General features: G+C 62.0%; 14 protein-coding genes and 1 tRNA gene. 10 read left to right on the top strand and 5 right to left on the bottom strand.

Translation table 11 applies throughout. The annotated features are described in order from the left end of the window. Positions 1-10: 10 nt before the first annotated feature. Positions 11-1,018, bottom strand: a complete 1,008-nt coding sequence (locus J2Z31_RS06795) for a TRAP transporter substrate-binding protein (protein WP_209601161.1) — start codon at positions 1,016-1,018, stop codon at positions 11-13. Positions 1,019-1,090: 72 nt separating this feature from the next. On the opposite strand from J2Z31_RS06795, the gene J2Z31_RS29720 reads away from it, so the two are divergent. Both J2Z31_RS29720 and J2Z31_RS06805 read left to right on the top strand, forming a co-directional pair. Then, positions 1,091-3,151 carry a two-component system sensor histidine kinase NtrB gene (locus J2Z31_RS29720; RefSeq protein WP_209601162.1) on the top strand — a complete coding sequence of 687 codons (2,061 nt, stop codon included), beginning with the start codon at positions 1,091-1,093 and terminating at the stop codon, positions 3,149-3,151. Next, a complete protein-coding gene (locus tag J2Z31_RS06805; RefSeq protein ID WP_209601163.1) occupies positions 3,148-3,753 on the top strand; it encodes a response regulator transcription factor in 606 nt (201 codons plus the stop codon). Before J2Z31_RS29720 ends, J2Z31_RS06805 begins: the two co-directional genes overlap by 4 nt. 18 nt (positions 3,754-3,771) lie before the next feature. Here J2Z31_RS06805 and J2Z31_RS06810 read toward each other — a convergent pair whose 3' ends face one another. Beyond that, on the bottom strand, positions 3,772-4,872 hold the full coding sequence (locus J2Z31_RS06810) for a COX15/CtaA family protein (protein WP_209601164.1): 1,101 nt from the start codon (positions 4,870-4,872) through the stop codon (positions 3,772-3,774). 202 nt (positions 4,873-5,074) lie between these two features. Here J2Z31_RS06810 and J2Z31_RS06815 point away from each other — a divergent pair, with 202 nt between their 5' ends. The 3 genes from J2Z31_RS06815 (at position 5,075) to J2Z31_RS06825 (ending at position 7,403) form a co-directional block, all read left to right on the top strand. Next, on the top strand, positions 5,075-5,284 hold the full coding sequence (locus J2Z31_RS06815; protein ID WP_209601165.1) for a DUF2842 domain-containing protein: 210 nt from the start codon (positions 5,075-5,077) through the stop codon (positions 5,282-5,284). A gap of 16 nt (positions 5,285-5,300) precedes the next feature. Further along, positions 5,301-6,041: a metallophosphoesterase family protein gene (locus J2Z31_RS06820; protein WP_209601166.1), complete on the top strand. Its 741-nt coding sequence runs from the start codon at positions 5,301-5,303 to the stop codon at positions 6,039-6,041. A 165-nt stretch (positions 6,042-6,206) separates the two neighbouring features. Beyond that, on the top strand, positions 6,207-7,403 hold the full coding sequence (locus J2Z31_RS06825) for a GNAT family N-acetyltransferase (RefSeq protein WP_209601167.1): 1,197 nt from the start codon (positions 6,207-6,209) through the stop codon (positions 7,401-7,403). A 131-nt stretch (positions 7,404-7,534) separates the two neighbouring features. On the opposite strand, the gene J2Z31_RS06830 is transcribed toward J2Z31_RS06825, so the two are convergent. Continuing rightward, entirely contained in the window at positions 7,535-9,670 is a 2,136-nt protein-coding gene (locus J2Z31_RS06830) for a GumC family protein (protein ID WP_209601168.1), read from the bottom strand. A 202-nt stretch (positions 9,671-9,872) separates the two neighbouring features. On the opposite strand from J2Z31_RS06830, the gene J2Z31_RS06835 reads away from it, so the two are divergent. From J2Z31_RS06835 to J2Z31_RS06850, 4 genes are all read left to right on the top strand, one after another. After that, positions 9,873-10,448, top strand: a complete 576-nt coding sequence (locus J2Z31_RS06835) for a polysaccharide biosynthesis/export family protein (RefSeq protein WP_209601169.1) — start codon at positions 9,873-9,875, stop codon at positions 10,446-10,448. 5 nt (positions 10,449-10,453) lie between these two features. Next, positions 10,454-11,656 (top strand): glycosyltransferase family 4 protein, encoded by a 1,203-nt coding sequence (locus J2Z31_RS06840; RefSeq protein WP_209601170.1) that lies wholly within the window; start codon positions 10,454-10,456, stop codon positions 11,654-11,656. 140 nt (positions 11,657-11,796) lie between these two features. Next, positions 11,797-13,359 carry an undecaprenyl-phosphate glucose phosphotransferase gene (locus tag J2Z31_RS06845; RefSeq protein WP_209601171.1) on the top strand — a complete coding sequence of 521 codons (1,563 nt, stop codon included), beginning with the start codon at positions 11,797-11,799 and terminating at the stop codon, positions 13,357-13,359. After that, on the top strand, positions 13,356-14,597 hold the full coding sequence (locus tag J2Z31_RS06850) for an O-antigen ligase family protein (protein WP_209601172.1): 1,242 nt from the start codon (positions 13,356-13,358) through the stop codon (positions 14,595-14,597). The genes J2Z31_RS06845 and J2Z31_RS06850 overlap by 4 nt, the downstream gene beginning before the upstream one ends. Positions 14,598-14,816: 219 nt before the next feature. On the opposite strand, the gene J2Z31_RS06855 is transcribed toward J2Z31_RS06850, so the two are convergent. After that, positions 14,817-15,029 carry a hypothetical protein gene (locus tag J2Z31_RS06855; protein WP_209601173.1) on the bottom strand — a complete coding sequence of 71 codons (213 nt, stop codon included), beginning with the start codon at positions 15,027-15,029 and terminating at the stop codon, positions 14,817-14,819. Positions 15,030-15,220: 191 nt separating this feature from the next. Here J2Z31_RS06855 and J2Z31_RS06860 point away from each other — a divergent pair. Next, positions 15,221-15,297, top strand: a tRNA-Pro gene (locus J2Z31_RS06860). Positions 15,298-15,524: 227 nt separating this feature from the next. On the opposite strand, the gene J2Z31_RS06865 is transcribed toward J2Z31_RS06860, so the two are convergent. Beyond that, positions 15,525-16,202 carry a Crp/Fnr family transcriptional regulator gene (locus J2Z31_RS06865; RefSeq protein ID WP_209601174.1) on the bottom strand — a complete coding sequence of 226 codons (678 nt, stop codon included), beginning with the start codon at positions 16,200-16,202 and terminating at the stop codon, positions 15,525-15,527. Positions 16,203-16,289: the final 87 nt, after the last annotated feature.

The following is a 16,289-nucleotide window of genomic DNA, read 5'->3' on the forward strand; positions in this document are numbered from 1 at the left end:
CGGGTGGCGATCAGTTGGTGGTGCCGAGAGCGGTGCGGACCTGTTCGATCAGGTCGGCCCCGACGCGCCCGGACATCTCGTCATAGACCGGCTTCAGGGCTTCGACCCAGTCGGCACGCTCCTCCTCCGTCAGTTCGCGGAACTCGGTCTTGCCGCTCGCTTTCATGGCGGCAAGCGCCGCCTCGTTTTCCTGCTTGGCGATGGAATTGGCATAGACCGTCGACTCGGACATCGCCTGCGAAAGCTTCTCGCGGACTGCCGGATCGAGTCCGTCCCAGAAGGCCTTGTTCACGATGACCGCGTAACCGAGATAGCCGTGATTGGAGATTGTGGCGTGCTTCTGCACTTCGTGCATCTTCTGGGTATACATGTTCGACGGCGGATTTTCCGTGCCGTCGACGACGCCGGTCTGGAGCGCCTGGTAGACCTCGGAGAAGGCCATCACCTGCGGGACGGCGCCGAGCGCCTGCATCTGCGCCTCAAGGATCTTCGAGGACTGGATGCGCATCTTGAGGCCTAGAAAATCGTCGGGCGTCTGTAGCGGCGAGTTGGCCGACATGACCTTGAAACCGTTGTCCCAATAGGCAAGCCCGGTGATGCCCTTATCCTCCAGCTTCGCCAGCAGCGACTTACCAATTTCTCCGTCGGTAATCTTGCGCAGATCCTCATAGCCATTCATCAGGAACGGCAGGTCGAAGACCTCGAACTGCTGGACGCCGAGCGGCCCGAACTTGGCAAGCGAAGGGGCGAGCATCTGCACCGCGCCGAGCTGCAACGCCTCGAGCTCTTCCTTGTCCTTGTAGAGCTGGCTGTTCGGATAGACCTCCACCTTCACGGCGCCTTCGGTGTATTTCTCGGCAAGTTCCTTGAACTTCTCGGCACCCTTGCCCTTCGGCGTATCCGGCGCGACGACGTGGCTGAATTTAATGACGACCGGCTCCGCCCAGGCAGGCATTGCAACGGTGAGCGCAAGGGCGGCAGCCCCGGCCAGTCGAGCGAAAGAACGACGAGTCAGCATATGTTCTCCTCCTTTATCCACGCCTCCTAGCGCGATGCCTCTCCTTGCCAGCCTTTGCGCCTACCCGCTATTGTGGGTTTCCACAATCGCGAGGTCCGACCAGCAGAATTCGAAGAAGCGGTCCGGCGATCAAGGGGGGGCACACTGAAAGAGCGTGAAGGAACGGCATCCGGGGAGGATCCCTGGTCGACGGACATCAAGGAGCAAGGCAGGCGGACCGATCTTCTGTCGCTGGTGCCGCTTGCGGCCATCGTAGCGTTGGTCGCGCTTGTGGCGGCTCTCGTCTGGATTGTCAGCCGCAGCGAAGCCGAGCAGGCGCGCACCAAGCTCGCCACCGATGCGCTGTGGGTGGAGCAGACGCTGCGCTTTCAGCTTTCGGTGGACGAGGACATGCTGGTGCGACTGGCGCTCGATGCCTCCGGAGGAACTCCGGCTGATGTGCTCGACGCGCGAGCGCGCATCCACATCGCCAACAACCCGGAAGTGCTGTCGATCGTATGGCATGACGCGACGGGTGACGTGCTCAGGGCGGTACCGGGGCTCGACAGTCCGCCTGACCAGCGGCTTGTCGACCGTATGGTGCACTCGCGCGCGGTCTCCGCACGGCCCGTATTCAGCGCGGTTGGAGCGCAGCGCTTCACCATGGGCGTGTTGCTGCAAGGCGGCGCGGGTATCGTTACAGCGACTATTTCGGTTCCGCTGATGCTCGAGCGACATATCCCCTGGTGGATCGCCGAGCAATACAGTGTTGAACTCGCCGACGCCGGCGGCAGCGTTATCGCCAGGCGTGCCAAACGCACGCCCGACCCGCAAAACCCGACTCATACGATCAGTTTCGACCCGCCGCTGCCTGGCACGGTTCTGCGGATCGCGTCCTATGAACCACCGGCTGCCTTCGTGAATACGCTTCTCGTCGCCGTGATCGCCGGACTGGCGATCTTCGCCATCCTCGCATTGCTCACCCTCTATCGAAGCGCCCAACGACGGCGGCGCGCCGAAGAGCGGCTCGAAGGCGAGATGGCGTTTCGACGTTCGATGGAGGAGAGCCTCACGGTCGGACTGAGGGCCAAGGACCACGCCGGGCGCGTACTCTACGTGAATTCGGCCTTCTGCAACCTCGTCGGCTGGCCGGCCGCCGAACTCGTCGGGCGTACCCCGCCTATGCCATATTGGTCGCCGGAGCGACTGGAGGAGACCCTCGCCCGACAGCGGGCGCTCACCGAGGGCGGCTCCGTTTCCCAATCCTTCGAGACCCGCTTCCGCCGCGCCGACGGGAGCCAGATAGACGTCCAGGTCTACGAGGCTCCGCTCATCGATGCGAATGGGCGGCATCGTGGCTGGATGGGGTCCATCATCGACATTACAGACACCAAGCGCGCGGCGCGACTGGCCCGGGCCCAGGACGAGAGTATGGCACGCACTGGCCGCCTCGTCACGCTGGGCGAGATGGCCTCGACGCTGGCGCACGAACTGAACCAGCCGCTTTCGGCCATTGCAAGCTATGCCGCGGGACTGGCCAATCTGCTGCAGCGGGGCAAGGCCGACCCGTCCGTGCTTGGACCCGCCGTGGAAAAGCTCTCGGTCCAGGCCAACCGCGCCGGGCAGATCATCCGACGCATCCAGGACTTCGTAAAGAAGCGCGAACCGCGTTTCGGCCGACTGAGCCTGCGCGACGTTGTGACGGGCACGATCGGATTCCTGCTGGCGGATGCCCGTGAAAACCGTGTCAGGATCGTACCCGAACTCACGGATGTCGGGGACGTGATGGCCGACCGCATTCTGCTGGAGCAGGTTTTGGTCAACCTGATCCGCAACGGCATGGAGGCGATGGCCGACGGCCGCCGCACCGGCGACCGGCTGACCGTACGCCTGCTGAAAAGCAGCGACGGCAACGCATTCATCGAAATCGAGGACCAGGGCGCGGGTATTGCGCCCGAGGTGGCGGGGCGGCTTTTCGACGCCTTCACCTCTACCAAGGAGCAGGGGATGGGAATGGGGCTGAATATCTGCCGATCGATCGTGGAGTTGCACCGCGGCCATTTGGCACATCGGGCGGGCGCGACCGGCGGCACCGTATTCACGGTCACTCTTCCCCTGGCCGATGACATGCAAGAGGCAGTGGGCTACCGATGACGAGCACGATCCATATCATCGACGACGAAGAAAGCATCCGCGATGCTCTTGCCTTTCTTTTCGCCTCGCGAGGGCTTCCCGCCCAAGGCTGGCCTTCCGGCGAGGCCTTTCTGGAAGCACTGCCCGGCCAAGACTGCGGCTGCGTCGTCCTCGATGTCCGCATGGAAGGATTGTCCGGACCGGAGGTATTCGATCGCCTGCGCGCCATGGGCTGGAAGGCGCCGGTCATCTTCCTGACGGGGCACGCAGACGTGCCGGTCGCGGTGCAAACGTTGAAGGCGGGCGCGTTCGACTTCGTCGAGAAGCCCTTCAACGACAATCAACTGGTCGACCTCGTCGTCAAAGCGATCGCGATGCATGAGAACCAACGGGTACTCATCGGACACAGACAGGACCTGCAGCGTCGGATCCAAACGCTCTCCAACCGCGAGGCGGAAGTCATGCGCTTGATGCTGCAGGGAAACCTCAACAAGCAGATCGCGCATGCGCTCGGAATAGCCATGCGCACGGTCGAGGTGCATCGCAGCCGGGTGCTCGAGAAAATGGGAGTCCGCAACACGACCGAACTCGTCGTACTGCTGGCGGAACTGGACGCCTCGTGACTCGCCGCCGGGACGAGATCAGTCGCGAAGTTCGATCGCCGTCTCTCTCGGATATTCGCCGATGAAGCCGCGCCAGTGGGCGATCGCGAAACCGAGCACCACGAGCGCGCCCGCCTGGTGCAACACCCCCCAGCCAATCGGCACCTGCAAGACAAGCGTCATAATGCCGATCGCCGCCTGAATTGCCACGAGCGCGAACAGAAGCACCGATCGGCGGGCATGGGTCGTTTCCGGTGCGGCGCGCAGCGAGGCGATCATATGCATGAGCGCCAAGGCGATGAGCAGATAGGCGCCGAGCCGATGGACGAACTGCACCGCCTTCGGATTCTCGAAGAGGTTGATCCATGCCGGCTGTTGTACGAACAGGCCTCCGGGCACGATGGCGCCATCCATCAGCGGCCAGGTGTTGTAGGTAAAACCGGCGTCGAGGCCCGCCACCAGCGCGCCGAGATAGATCTGAAAGAGGCTCATGGCGGCGATCACGCCGGCCATCTTCTGTGATCTCTTGGTCGGCGCCGCATCGCCCGAGTGCGCAGAAAGCCCGCGAAAGATCCACATACAGGCGGCAAAGATCAGGCAGGCGATGACCAGATGCGCAGCGAGCCGGTACTGGCTTACCTCGGTCCGCTCGACGAGACCGGAGGAGACCATCCACCAGCCGATGAAGCCCTGGAAGCCGCCAAGCGCCAGAATGCCGAGGAGCGGCAGGCGGAGCCGCCGTTCGACCCGCCCGGTCACCCAGAAGAAGAGGAGCGGCAAAGCGAAGATCACGCCAATGGAGCGGGCGAGCAGCCGGTGCCCCCATTCCCACCAGAAGATCGTCTTGAACTCCTCTACCGTCATGCCCTTGTTGAGCTGCTCATATTGAGGAATGCGCTGGTAGAGACGGAATTCCTCCTCCCACTCTTCAGCCGACAGGGGTGGAATGACGCCGTGGATCGGCTTCCATTCGGTGATCGAGAGACCGGACTCGGTCAACCGAGTGGCGCCGCCGACGAGCACCAGTGCGAACAGGACAAACAAAACGACGGCGAGCCAGCCGCGGATTTGCCGGCGGTTTCGCTCCGCTCGATCGATCTTCGTGAGCAGCGTCCGTTCTGTTGCCGCGGCATGGGCCATGAGCACTTCCTCATCCGTCTACGGACCACCTCCACGCAGTTCGCCTGCGCGCCGGCGTGAAAGCCGTTGATTTGCACCAGAGCGCCGTGCAAGACAAGGCCAAAGCCTTTGCGGCATCCCGTCGCGGTCCACTCCAGAAACTGGAGCTAACCGCGTGCAGTTTTAACGATCCATGCGGCTGCCGCCGTCCGAAAGAAGTCAAATGCCCGTACGCCTGAGAAAACTGATCGGCACCATCCTCATCATCATCCTCGTCATCACCTACGCGCTGGCGGCGGTCACCTTTGCCTCGCTGCTGCTCGGCGCTTCCCCCTGGTGGGTGCATCTCCTTTATTTCTTCTTCACCGGCCTTCTGTGGATCCTTCCTGCCATGCTGATTATCAAGTGGATGGAGAAACCTGCCAAGCGCTGACCAACTGGATAGAGCAATGAAGATCGCCGTCATCTCCGACATCCACGGCAACGATCTGGCGCTAGAGGCGGTTCTCGCGGATATTGCCGCTTTGGGGATCAAGGAGGTAGTCAATCTCGGCGATCACCTCAGCGGTCCGCTGAACGCGGTACGGACTGCCGATATCCTGATGGAACGCGACATGCCCGCGATCCGTGGCAATCACGATCGATATCTTCTCACGATCGATCCGGCCGCCATGGGGCCTTCTGACCGGGCGGCCTATGATCAGCTCGAGCAGCATCACCTGGAGTGGCTGGCCACCCTGCCGGAGACTCTAGTTTATCGCGACACGCTCTTTCTCTGCCATGGCACGCCGGCTGACGACGAAACCTACTGGATGGAGGCTCTGACCGCCAACGGCATTGTCCATATGGGGAAACGCGAGGTGATCGAGTGTTTCGCGGAAGGAATCGCCTATCCGGTGATCCTCTGCGGCCACACACATATTCCCCGCGCCGTGCGGCTTGCGGACGGGCGCCTTCTCGTCAATCCCGGCAGCGTCGGCTGTCCTGGCTACACCGACGATCACCCGGTCGGCCATAAGGTCGAGACCGGCTCGCCAGATGCGCGCTACGCCATCGTTGATCGAACGGCGAACGGATGGAGTGTAACCTTCCGCTGCGTACCCTACGACCACATGGCGATGTCGCGAGTTGCGGCCAATCGCGACCGCCCCGATTGGGCATGCGCACTCGCCACCGGCCTCCTCGATTGAGTCTATCGCGCGCCTTCCAGCGCCTCGAGGTCTGCGAGGCGGATTACCAGCGGCGGCGTTTTCATTCTTTGCTAACCGCATTCAGCGTAGCGATAGCAAATTAATCGGATGTAGCGGATTTGCGGTTTCAATGGCGCCACTCCCCGCCCGCGATGACGCTGAGACATGGCCCATTCCGATTTCATCCTCGCCCCGCCGAACGACGCGTCGCTCAATCCGCACCAAAGTGTCGGACGCGATAAAGCAAACCGGATTACCGTCTCCATCCATTCCGGCCTCAGCGAAAACGAGGCAGAATGGCGGACGCTCGAGGCAAACAATCTGAATTCCCCGCACCAGAGCCTCGACTGGTGCAGGACCTGGGAAGAGACCCACGATCGGCAAGTGCTGGTGGTTCGCGGCGCGATCGGCGGGCAGGCGCTCTTCGTTCTGCCGTTTGAAATCGTCCGCGGCTGCTTTTTCCGAACGGCCCGCCTGATCGGCTCCGATCACAGCAACTTGAACACCGGGCTGTTTGCCGAAGGCATCGAGATGTTTGCGGGCGCGGACCTCACCCGCGCGCTTACCGACGGACTGCGCCAGATCCGTGGCTTTGCGGACGTCGTGAGCCTCGACAGAATACCGGCCACGTGGCGCGGCGCACCGCATCCTCTCCACTTTCTGCCCGGTGCCGCAAGCCCCAATGCATCCTTCCAACTGCCCCTCCGTGACGACATCGAGCAAACCTTGGCGCAGCTCAATGCGAAGCGCCGGCGCAAGAGGATGCGCATTTCCGAGAAGCGTCTCGCCGAATTCGGAGGCTATGAGTATGTGATTGCCCGGCAGCCGTCGGAGGCTCATTCATTATTGGAGATCTTCTTCCGGCAGAAAGCAGCGCGTTTTGCCAAACTGGGCCTGCCCGATGTGTTCGCAGATGGAGCCACCCGCGCCTTCTTCCATACTCTGATAGACAGGGGCGGCCTCTTCGAACTCAATGCGATACGGATGAGAGGAGAGCATCACGGCAAGATACTCGCCGTCGCCGGGCTCCTGCGAAAGGGCGATCACGTCATCTGTCAGTTTGGTTCCATCGACGAAACAGTCGCGGCCGACAGCAGCCCCGGGGAATTGCTGTTCTACCGGATAATCGAACGTCTTTGCGGTGAAGGCGTGAAGGTCTTCGATTTCGGGATAGGCGACCAGAGCTACAAGCGGTCATGGTGCACGATCGAGACACCGCTTCGCGATATCGTCTTGCCGCTGACCCCTCGCGGCCAACTGGCCGCCGGAATCCATCGCATGATAGCTCGCGCCAAACGGGCCGCGAAGGCCAACGAACCTGTCTACACTTTTCTTCAGCGTCAGCGCCGACGATGGCAATAACCGCAGTTTCCCACGGGAACGGCGACATTGGCTACAGAGGGCCGTCAGGACGGACAGAGTAAGCCGTAAATTTTTGAACCTGCGCATCGTGCTTTCCGGAATCGGTTCCGCTTTTCGGAAAGCTCGATGTGTTAGGCCGCCCACCGGTCGGGAAATCCAGGGCCGTACTCGCCGCGGCCGGTCATGAGCACGATGTCGCGGTACCCGGCCTCACCGAAACAGGTGAGTTCCTCAATGATCCGTTCTTCGCTGACCGCAGGCGCCGACAGGATGATCTCGATGCCTTCGCGGCGGGCCACCTTGGCGACGGCGGCCGCGTCGGCCGACCCGCACTCGATGAGGACCAGGTCGTAAACGTTCGCGAGCGCGTCGACTATCATCTGCAGACGGTCGATCCCGCGCATAGCCTTTTGAGGGTCGGCGTCGCCGTGCGGAATGATATGGACTTCGGAAAGCCTGTCCGCGTGAATCGACTCGGTGAAGGCAACCTCGCCCGCCAGCAGGTTGGTGATCCCAGGCAGATGCGGCTCCTGGACCATGAGCCTGGTCGGACAGGCGGAGCCGGAAAGATCGATAAGGACGATCTTCTGCTCCTCTTCCGCGAGAAGGCGCGCCAGCATCACCGTGGCCGTCGACCCCTCGTCGCCGCCGGGCGAAACCGATACGGCAATCCGGGTGCCGCTGTCGAGAAGGTGGGCGGCGACGGCCTCGATCGAAAAGTCCTGCTCCTCTGCGCCGCTTGATGCACTCTCCTCCTCATGTTCTTCGGAAGGCAGCACGTCAGCAAGAATGGACGCCGAGGCAAAATCCGTCGCGCTCGGCAACGCTGTCGCCGGTTCGGCAACCATTGCGCGCGGCCGGTTGACCGGTCGTAAAGCCCTGCCGCTGAAGAGCTCGCCGAGCATGATGGCGACTGAACTCAGCAGGAAGCTCGCGAGCGCCGCAACGATGGTGATCGGCACGACTTTCGGGAAGCTTGCGGTGACAGGAACGACCGCACTCGAAATCACCCGCGCATCGGCCGGAGTTGCGTTCGCGACGCTTCGCGATGTCGCCTCGCGATATCGGGCGAGATAGGTCTCGAGGAGCTGCCGCTGGGCTGCCGCTTCGCGCTCCAGCGCACGAAGCCCGACCTCCTCCTCCCCCGCCTGCGCCGACTGGGCCTTAATGGAGTTCAGCTGCTGCACCAGTTGCTGTTCCCGCAATTGCCCAACCTTTGCCTCATTTTCGAGACTTGCGAGGATCTTCCGCGTTTCGCTGCGAATCTGCCCCTCGATACCATCGAGTTGCGATTTCAGGCCTCTCAGGCGCGGATGTCCGTCGAGCAGCGTCGTCGACAGGTCGGCGATCTGCCCTTTGAGCGCCGCCTGGCTTTCCTTGAGCCGCTGGATCATCGGCGATCCGACGATGTCGGCAAGCGTATCGACCGAGCGCCCATCTGCGAGCGCCGAGCGCACGCTCTCGGCCCGCGCGGCGGCGTTGGCCCTCTCCGCGCGTATCCGAGCGAGCTCCGCCGAAATGTCGCTCAATTGCCGTGTGGCGAAGTTCTCCGTCCCGCCCGTCGGCAACAGGCCGGATTCGGCGCGGTAGGCTGCGACCTTCGCCTCGGCGTCGCGGACCTTCTCGCGCAGATTGGCTATTTCCGGTTCAAGCCAGCGGCTCGCTTCCGAATTGGAGTCGAGCTTCGCACCGCTCTGCATCAAGAGATAGACCTTGGCCATTTCGTTCGGGATGGCCGCAGCAAGCTCCGGATCCTTCGACGTAAACGCAATCCCGATCACCCGCGACTTTTCGATCTGATAGACTTGGACCTTCGAGTTGAACTCCTTGAGGGTCCTCTCCTCCGGCGGAAGCTCGAGCGGATTCTTCTTCAGCCCCAGCATGACCAACAGGTCGGAAATCATCGAGGGATGGGCGGAAGGGTCGAACTCTTCGAGCTCGTGCAGGTTCATGTTGCGCGCGACCTGCTTGATCAGGTCGGAGGAACGCAGCACCTGAACCTGGCTGGCGATGCCCGATTCGTCAAAAATTCTGTCCGATCCGCCCTTGGAAGCCTGGGCCTCACCGCTGAACTCCGGCTCGCGCGATTCGATCAGCACGCGCGTCTCGGCCTCGTAACTGGGGGCGATCATCTTGGCGACGGCGAAGGCGATTGCGGCAACGCCTGCGGTTTGAAGCAACAGCCGGCCGCGGCGCTGCCAGACTGCTCGAAAGAGTCCGCCGAGATCGATATCCACGTCCTCGTCTGCGCCGCCAATACCCGACATGCCCCACCCCAAAGAATTCGCCCTTCAAGCGAAGGGTAAAAGAACATGGTAACCCAACGGTTAACTCGACTTGCAACCTTCGGCTGAATCCCTGCTGCGGCTGACCTCGGCCGCCCAATTTCGATCAGGAGTTTACCGGCTATTAACCCTAACGGATCGATAACGTCCCCAATGAGGTGATTTTCCCGGAGCCCTGACCCGCATGTCGACCGCAGGCACAAAGATAGCGCGCGCTTTCGGCATTGCGCTCATGGCGGCGCTCGCCGGCGCCTGCACCAGCTATCAGCCGGCGCCCAAATCATTCAGCGAGGCGACGATCCAGCCCTACCGCCTGGACAGCGGCGACAGGTTGCGCATCAACGTCTTCGAGCAGCCTTCCCTCAGCGGCACCTATACAGTTGACCAGGCCGGCTATGTCGCATTTCCGCTGATCGGGGCGGTGCCGTCGCGCGGCCATACGCTGCCGGAACTCGAGGGCATGATCGCTGCGAAGTTGCGGGAGGGTTACCTCAAGGATCCGGATGTGACGATCGAGGTCGACCGCTATCGCTCGGTCTTCATCATGGGCGAGGTCGGACAGGCCGGGCAATACGCTTATGTTCCCGGCATGACGGTGCAGAACGCGATTGCGGTCGCCGGCGGCTTCACGCCACGCGCCAACCAGCTCAATGCCGACATCACCCGCAAGGTCAACGGCCGGATCATTACCGGCCGGGTGCCGATCACCGATCCAGTGCTGGCCGGCGACACGATCTATGTTCGCGAACGGCTGTTCTGAGAACCATGAGGAACGAACGTCCTCTGCGTATCCTGCACTGCTTCAGATCGCCCGTCGGCGGAATTTTCCGCCATGTGCGCGATCTGGCTGAAGCACATGCGCGGGCCGGCCACAAGGTCGGTATTCTCTGCGACAGCACGACCGGCGGGGCCCACGAGGACGCACTTTTCGACGCAGTGCGGCCTTTCCTCGAACTTGGAATCATTCGCGTGCCCATTCACCGCACCGTGGGTCCTTCGGACCTCGGCGTGCTGTGGCGCTGTTATAAGGAAATCAGAGGTTTGCAACCCGATGTGCTGCACGGGCACGGCGCCAAGGGCGGCGCGCTCGCACGCATCGTCGGTTCAGCCCTGCGGGTCGAAAAGTATCGCGTAGCCCGCCTTTATTCGCCGCATGGCGGCAGCCTGCACTACGACCGGAAGTCGTTGGCGGGCGGCATCGTCTTCCGGCTGGAGCGTTTGCAGGAGGGTCTTACCGAGGCACTGGTCTTCGTCTGCGACTACGAGCGCCAGACTTATTTCGCGAAGATCGGCCAACCGGCGGGGCGCAGCGAACTGATCTATAACGGCGTCGGGGATGCCGACTTCGCGCCAGTGGAAACAAACCCGGACGCCGTCGATTTCGCCTACATCGGCATGATGCGGGACCTCAAGGGACCCGATTTGTTTATCGACGCATTTGCCGAGACGGAGCGCGCCGTCGGGCGCCCCCTCTCGGCCGTGATGATCGGTGATGGTCCGCAACGGCGGCAATACGAGGCAATGGCAGCTCGGATGGGACTGAGCGATCGGATCAGCCTGCTTCCCGCGATGCGGACCCGTGAGGCCTTCGCGCTCGCCCGAACAGTGGTGATACCTTCGCGCGCGGAATCGATGCCCTACCTTTTTCTTGAGGCGCTCGCCGCCGAAAAGCCGGTGATAGCGACACGCGTTGGAGGAATTCCCGAGGTTCTGGGCGCCGATAGCCGGGCGCTTGTCGAACCGGACAACGCTCAGGCACTCGCCGCCACGATGGCTGCCACCATCGAGGACACGGGCTGGGCCGTCCGGACGATGCCGGATCGCGAGCGGGTCAGGGCCAGCTTTTCTGCCTCGGTCATGGCCAACCGAGTCATGGAGCTCTATCGCGAGCTTACGCACGAGCCGCGAGCAGGCGAAGCGCGCCTCAGATTACGATGGATCTCAGGTAGGATCGACCTAAAGTCATAAACGTGACGAATTCTAAAAGGTTAGCGCGGATGCGGGCTGAAAACCGCGCGAACTTTCCTCATCGCGCGCTAGCGTGACGTAAGCGTTTCTTAGCGGCTTTCTGCTATCCGGGCAAAGGACCATTGCGCCGGAAAGACACTATGAACCAGATAGACAGGCCCGAAACCTTCGATACCGAAGCGCTTCGCGAGAAGGTGTCGAAGATCGCAACGGCCAACCGGGAGGAGAAGCGAGCCCAGAAAGCTCCCGCTGCCCTCAACCCGCTGGCTCGGCAGATTGCGGCACAATTTCAAGCCGACACCTATTCGCCTGCAATGATGATCGGCCTTATCCGCCTCCTCGATTTCTGCGCCCTCTTTGCCATCGGCTACGCGATAAACACGCAGTATGTCGGCCCTTCGCTCGAAGATCTGCCGGTCTATCTCGCCATCCTCGCCGGCGGTTCTGCGCTCGCCGTGATCGGCATGCAGATTGCGGACGGCTATCAGATTCCGACGCTCAGGGCATGGCTTCGCATGACCCCACGCATACTCGGCGCCTGGGCGGCGACCTTCGGCGCGATCGCCCTGATCCTCTTCTTCCTGAAATCCGGCCATCTCTACTCCCGTGTCTGGGTCGGTGGATGGTTCCTCGCCGGGGCGATCTTCCTCGTCGCCGAGCGTGCATTCATTGCCTATTCCATCCGGCATTGGTCACGCAACGGCACGATGGAACGCCGCGCCGTGATCATCGGCGGCGGCGCTCCGGCAAGGGACCTTATTCGCGCCATCGAGCACCAGCCCGACAACGACATCCGCATCTGCGGCATCTTCGATGACCGCGACGAACGCCGATCGCCGAATGTCATCGCCGGCTATCCGAAGCTCGGCACGGTCGATGAACTGGTCGAGTTCGCGCGGATGGCGCGGATCGACATGCTGATCTTCTCTCTGCCGCTCACCGCCGAAGATCGCATCCTCGCGCTCCTGAAGAAGCTCTGGGTCCTTCCCGCCGACATCCGCCTTGCGGCCCACGCCAACAATTTGCGTTTCCGCCCGCGCAGCTATTCCCATGTCGGCCAGGTGCCGATGCTCGACATTTTCGACAAGCCGATCGCCGATTGGGATTCCGTCGCCAAGCGATGCTTTGACATCTTCTTCAGCATTGTCGCGCTCGCGCTGCTCTGGCCGGTGATGCTCGCTGCCGCAGTGGCCGTCAAGCTCACCTCACCCGGTCCGATCATCTTCAAGCAGAAGCGGCACGGTTTCAACAATGAGGTGATCGACGTCTACAAGTTCCGTTCCATGTACACGCACCTGACCGATCCGACCGCACGCAATGCGGTGACGAAGGGCGATCCGCGTGTCACGCCCGTCGGCCGTTTCCTGCGCAAGTCCTCGATTGACGAACTGCCGCAGATCTTCAACGTCCTGAAAGGTGAACTCTCGTTGGTCGGGCCGCGGCCGCATGCGGTCCTCGCGCAGACCCAGGATCGCGCCTTTGCGGATGTCGTCGACGGCTATTTCGCCCGCCACCGCGTCAAGCCTGGCGTGACCGGCTGGGCACAGGTCAACGGCTGGCGCGGTGAAATCGACAGTGACGAGAAGATTCGTTTACGAACGGCATTCGACCTTTATTACATCGAGAACTGGTCCCTGCTCTTCGACCTGAAGATCCTGTTTCTGACGCCGATCCGGCTGTTCAACACGGAAAACGCCTATTGACCACCGCGGGCGTCACCCATCCTCCCGTGCTCCGCCCGCAACTGACCGCGATCACCATTCTCGGTTCGAGCCTGGTGGCGATCGCCGTGTTCCTTTCGGGCTTCGTCATCGTGGAGCCCGCTCCATACGAAGTGTTCCTCGTTGGCCTCATCGGCATATGGGCTCTCTTCGGCCTCAGGATCTCCCGCCACATTGCTCCGCTGCTTGCCCTGCTCGTCCTCTTCCTGGTCGGGGGCATCCTGTCGCTCACCGTCATGGCCGATCTTTCGGCCGGGGCGATATACATGGCCGTCTCCGGCTTTCTCGCGCTCTCGGCTGCCTTCTTCGCAGCCATCATCGAAGGCCGCCAGAGCCGGCTGCCGCTCATCTTCAACGCCTGGACCGCCGCGGCGCTCATCACTGCCCTGCTAGGCATTCTCGGTTACTTCGGCGCCATACCGGGGGCGGCAAGTTTCACGCTCTATGACCGCGCAAAGGGCGCATTCCAGGATCCAAACGTCTTCGGTCCCTATCTCGCCGCGCCGGCGCTCTATCTCATCCACGGGCTGCTCACGCAGCCGATCCACCGTGCCCCTCTGAAGATCGCCGGCCTATCGATCCTGACGCTCGGCGTCTTCCTCTCCTTCTCGCGGGCGGCCTGGGCGCTCTATCTCTTTTGCGTCGTCTCGCTGGTCTTCATCATGCTCTTGAAGGAGCGACGCGGGATGTTCCGTCTGAGGACCCTCACGCTCGCCCTCTGCGGTGCGATCTTCGTCGTGGCGGCACTTGCCGTGGCGTTGCAGTCAGAACAGGTCGCGACCCTCTTTTCGAGCCGCACGCAGCTGGTTCAGGAATACGACGGCGGCCATCTTGGCCGCTTCGATCGGCACCGGATCGGGTTCCTGATGTCCATGGAAAAGCCGCTCGGCATTGGGCCGCTGGTCTTCGGCTCCATTTTCCTGGAAGACGAGCACAACATCTGGCTGAAGTGCCTGACCTCCTACGGCTGGCTGGGCCTCGTGGCCTATGTCACGCTCATTGTTTGGACGCTCTCGCTCGGCTTCCGTTTCCTTCTGCTCGATAGGCCCTGGCAGCCTTACCTGATGATCGCCTGGGTGACGTTGATCGGCCATGTCGGCATCGGCAACGTCATCGACACCGATCACTGGCGGCATTTCTACCTGCTGCTCGGGATCCTCTGGGGCTGTGCTGCACTCGAGTATCGCCGCCGCCGTAAGGCGGCCACCGAACGACAATGAGCACGAGACCGCCTGCGCTCGGCAGGTTCGCGACCAGAACTGGTACGCAAAGCTCACCGCGGCCGCAGAGCTCCGCAGACTGGTTCACGCTGGAGGAAGATGCTGGGAGAAATGTCGGCAATCCAAAGCGCGACGGCGATCTTTGCGCGTCTGATAAGGCGCGTCGCTGTAGAGTCGGGCCTCGGGAGGATAGGTCCCACGAGGCCCGGCGGTCCGACCCTATTCTTCGGTCTCGGATTTTTCTTGCTGCAGTTTCTGCTGGAGAAGGAGGTCCTCGCTCGGCGTCGACTGTTCCGCCTTGGCGACGCTCGCCGTCGTGATCTCCTTATCGACCGCATCGGTCGATGCCGTCTTGTCATGCCCCAGGCATGCAGCGGACGCCGCCGTCGTCGATAACGCGAAAGCGGCTGCAAGTACGAGGATGCTCTTCATAGGGGCTGCTCCTTTTGTTGCCGGCGCAGTCTATCCTCCATCGCGACGGGAGCCAAATCACAAAGCGGTTCCCGGGTATCCGCTCGTAAACGGAAGCACGCATCACGAGCGACGGACGGGACAGTATCCATTTTTCCCTTGCGCCGGTCGAGCGATCCGACTAATGAAAGCGGGCTTGTAACGAAGCGGGTCGGAGCGTAGCGCAGCCCGGTAGCGCACTTGACTGGGGGTCAAGGGGTCGCTGGTTCGAGTCCAGTCGCTCCGACCATTTTCTCCAAGAAAATCAACGCTATTTCGCGCCCCCGAATCGGGGCCAATGCGCACCGAGTGCCTTCGCGCATCGAAATATTCCGAACCGCGTGCCCGGGGACGTTCCTGTCTTCAGCCGAAACGCTCCGACGGCTTCCACTGCTGGAGATACGCGGTCGCAACAATGGTCGATGCCAGCAACAGTTCACTGCGCCGCTTCACATCCGGCACCGCGGTACCGCTACGTCAGAACCGTTCGAGCGCCTGCCGGTCGCGAATCTCGATAAGGCGGCCTTTTACGGAGACGCCGGACAGGCGTAGCGTCGAGAAGGCGCGTGAAAGCGCCTCTGGCGCCAGCCCAAGCTTGCCGGCGAGAACGTTCTTCTGAAATGGAAGTCGAAACGAGAAGCTTGTCGAGCCGTTGGGGCAATGGCTGAGGATATAACTCGCAACGCGCTGAGGAGCGGTGAGCAGGCGATCCTCGGCGAGGAGATCCTCGGTCATCTTGCCGCGATGGCAGAGATGTTCGATCAAAGCTTGCGCCACCTCGGGATCTACCGCAGCGAACTGCCGAAGCTTGCGGCCGTCCAGCCGCAGGATGATCGATGCCTCGGCCGCTTCTGCGCTGGCGGTGGCGCGACCGAGAAACATTGCGTTCTCGGCGAACATTTCCCCCTTCGGAAATACGGCGACATCAGCTTCGCGCCCTTCCTTTCCCAGCCGGTAGAGACGGACAAGCCCGGAAATCACGAAGAAAACATCATCAATGCTGTCGCCTTGGCGGAACAGAACATCATGCTCTTCGTGGCTGGAAAGCGTTGCACCCTCGAGAATAGCCTCGACGGTGGCGTGCGGCAGCCGCCCGAAGAAGCGGGAACACGCGAGGATGGCCCTGTCGCTCGAAGTCAATTGCAAAGTCTTCATTGCACCTGCCCCAATAAAGATCATGGCAAATCTAGCAGTCTAACGGGTGCGACTACTTGACCTCGGTCAAACAACTATGGATGAGCG

This window comes from Sinorhizobium kostiense (genome assembly GCF_017874595.1).
Taxonomy (GTDB): domain Bacteria; phylum Pseudomonadota; class Alphaproteobacteria; order Rhizobiales; family Rhizobiaceae; genus Sinorhizobium; species Sinorhizobium kostiense.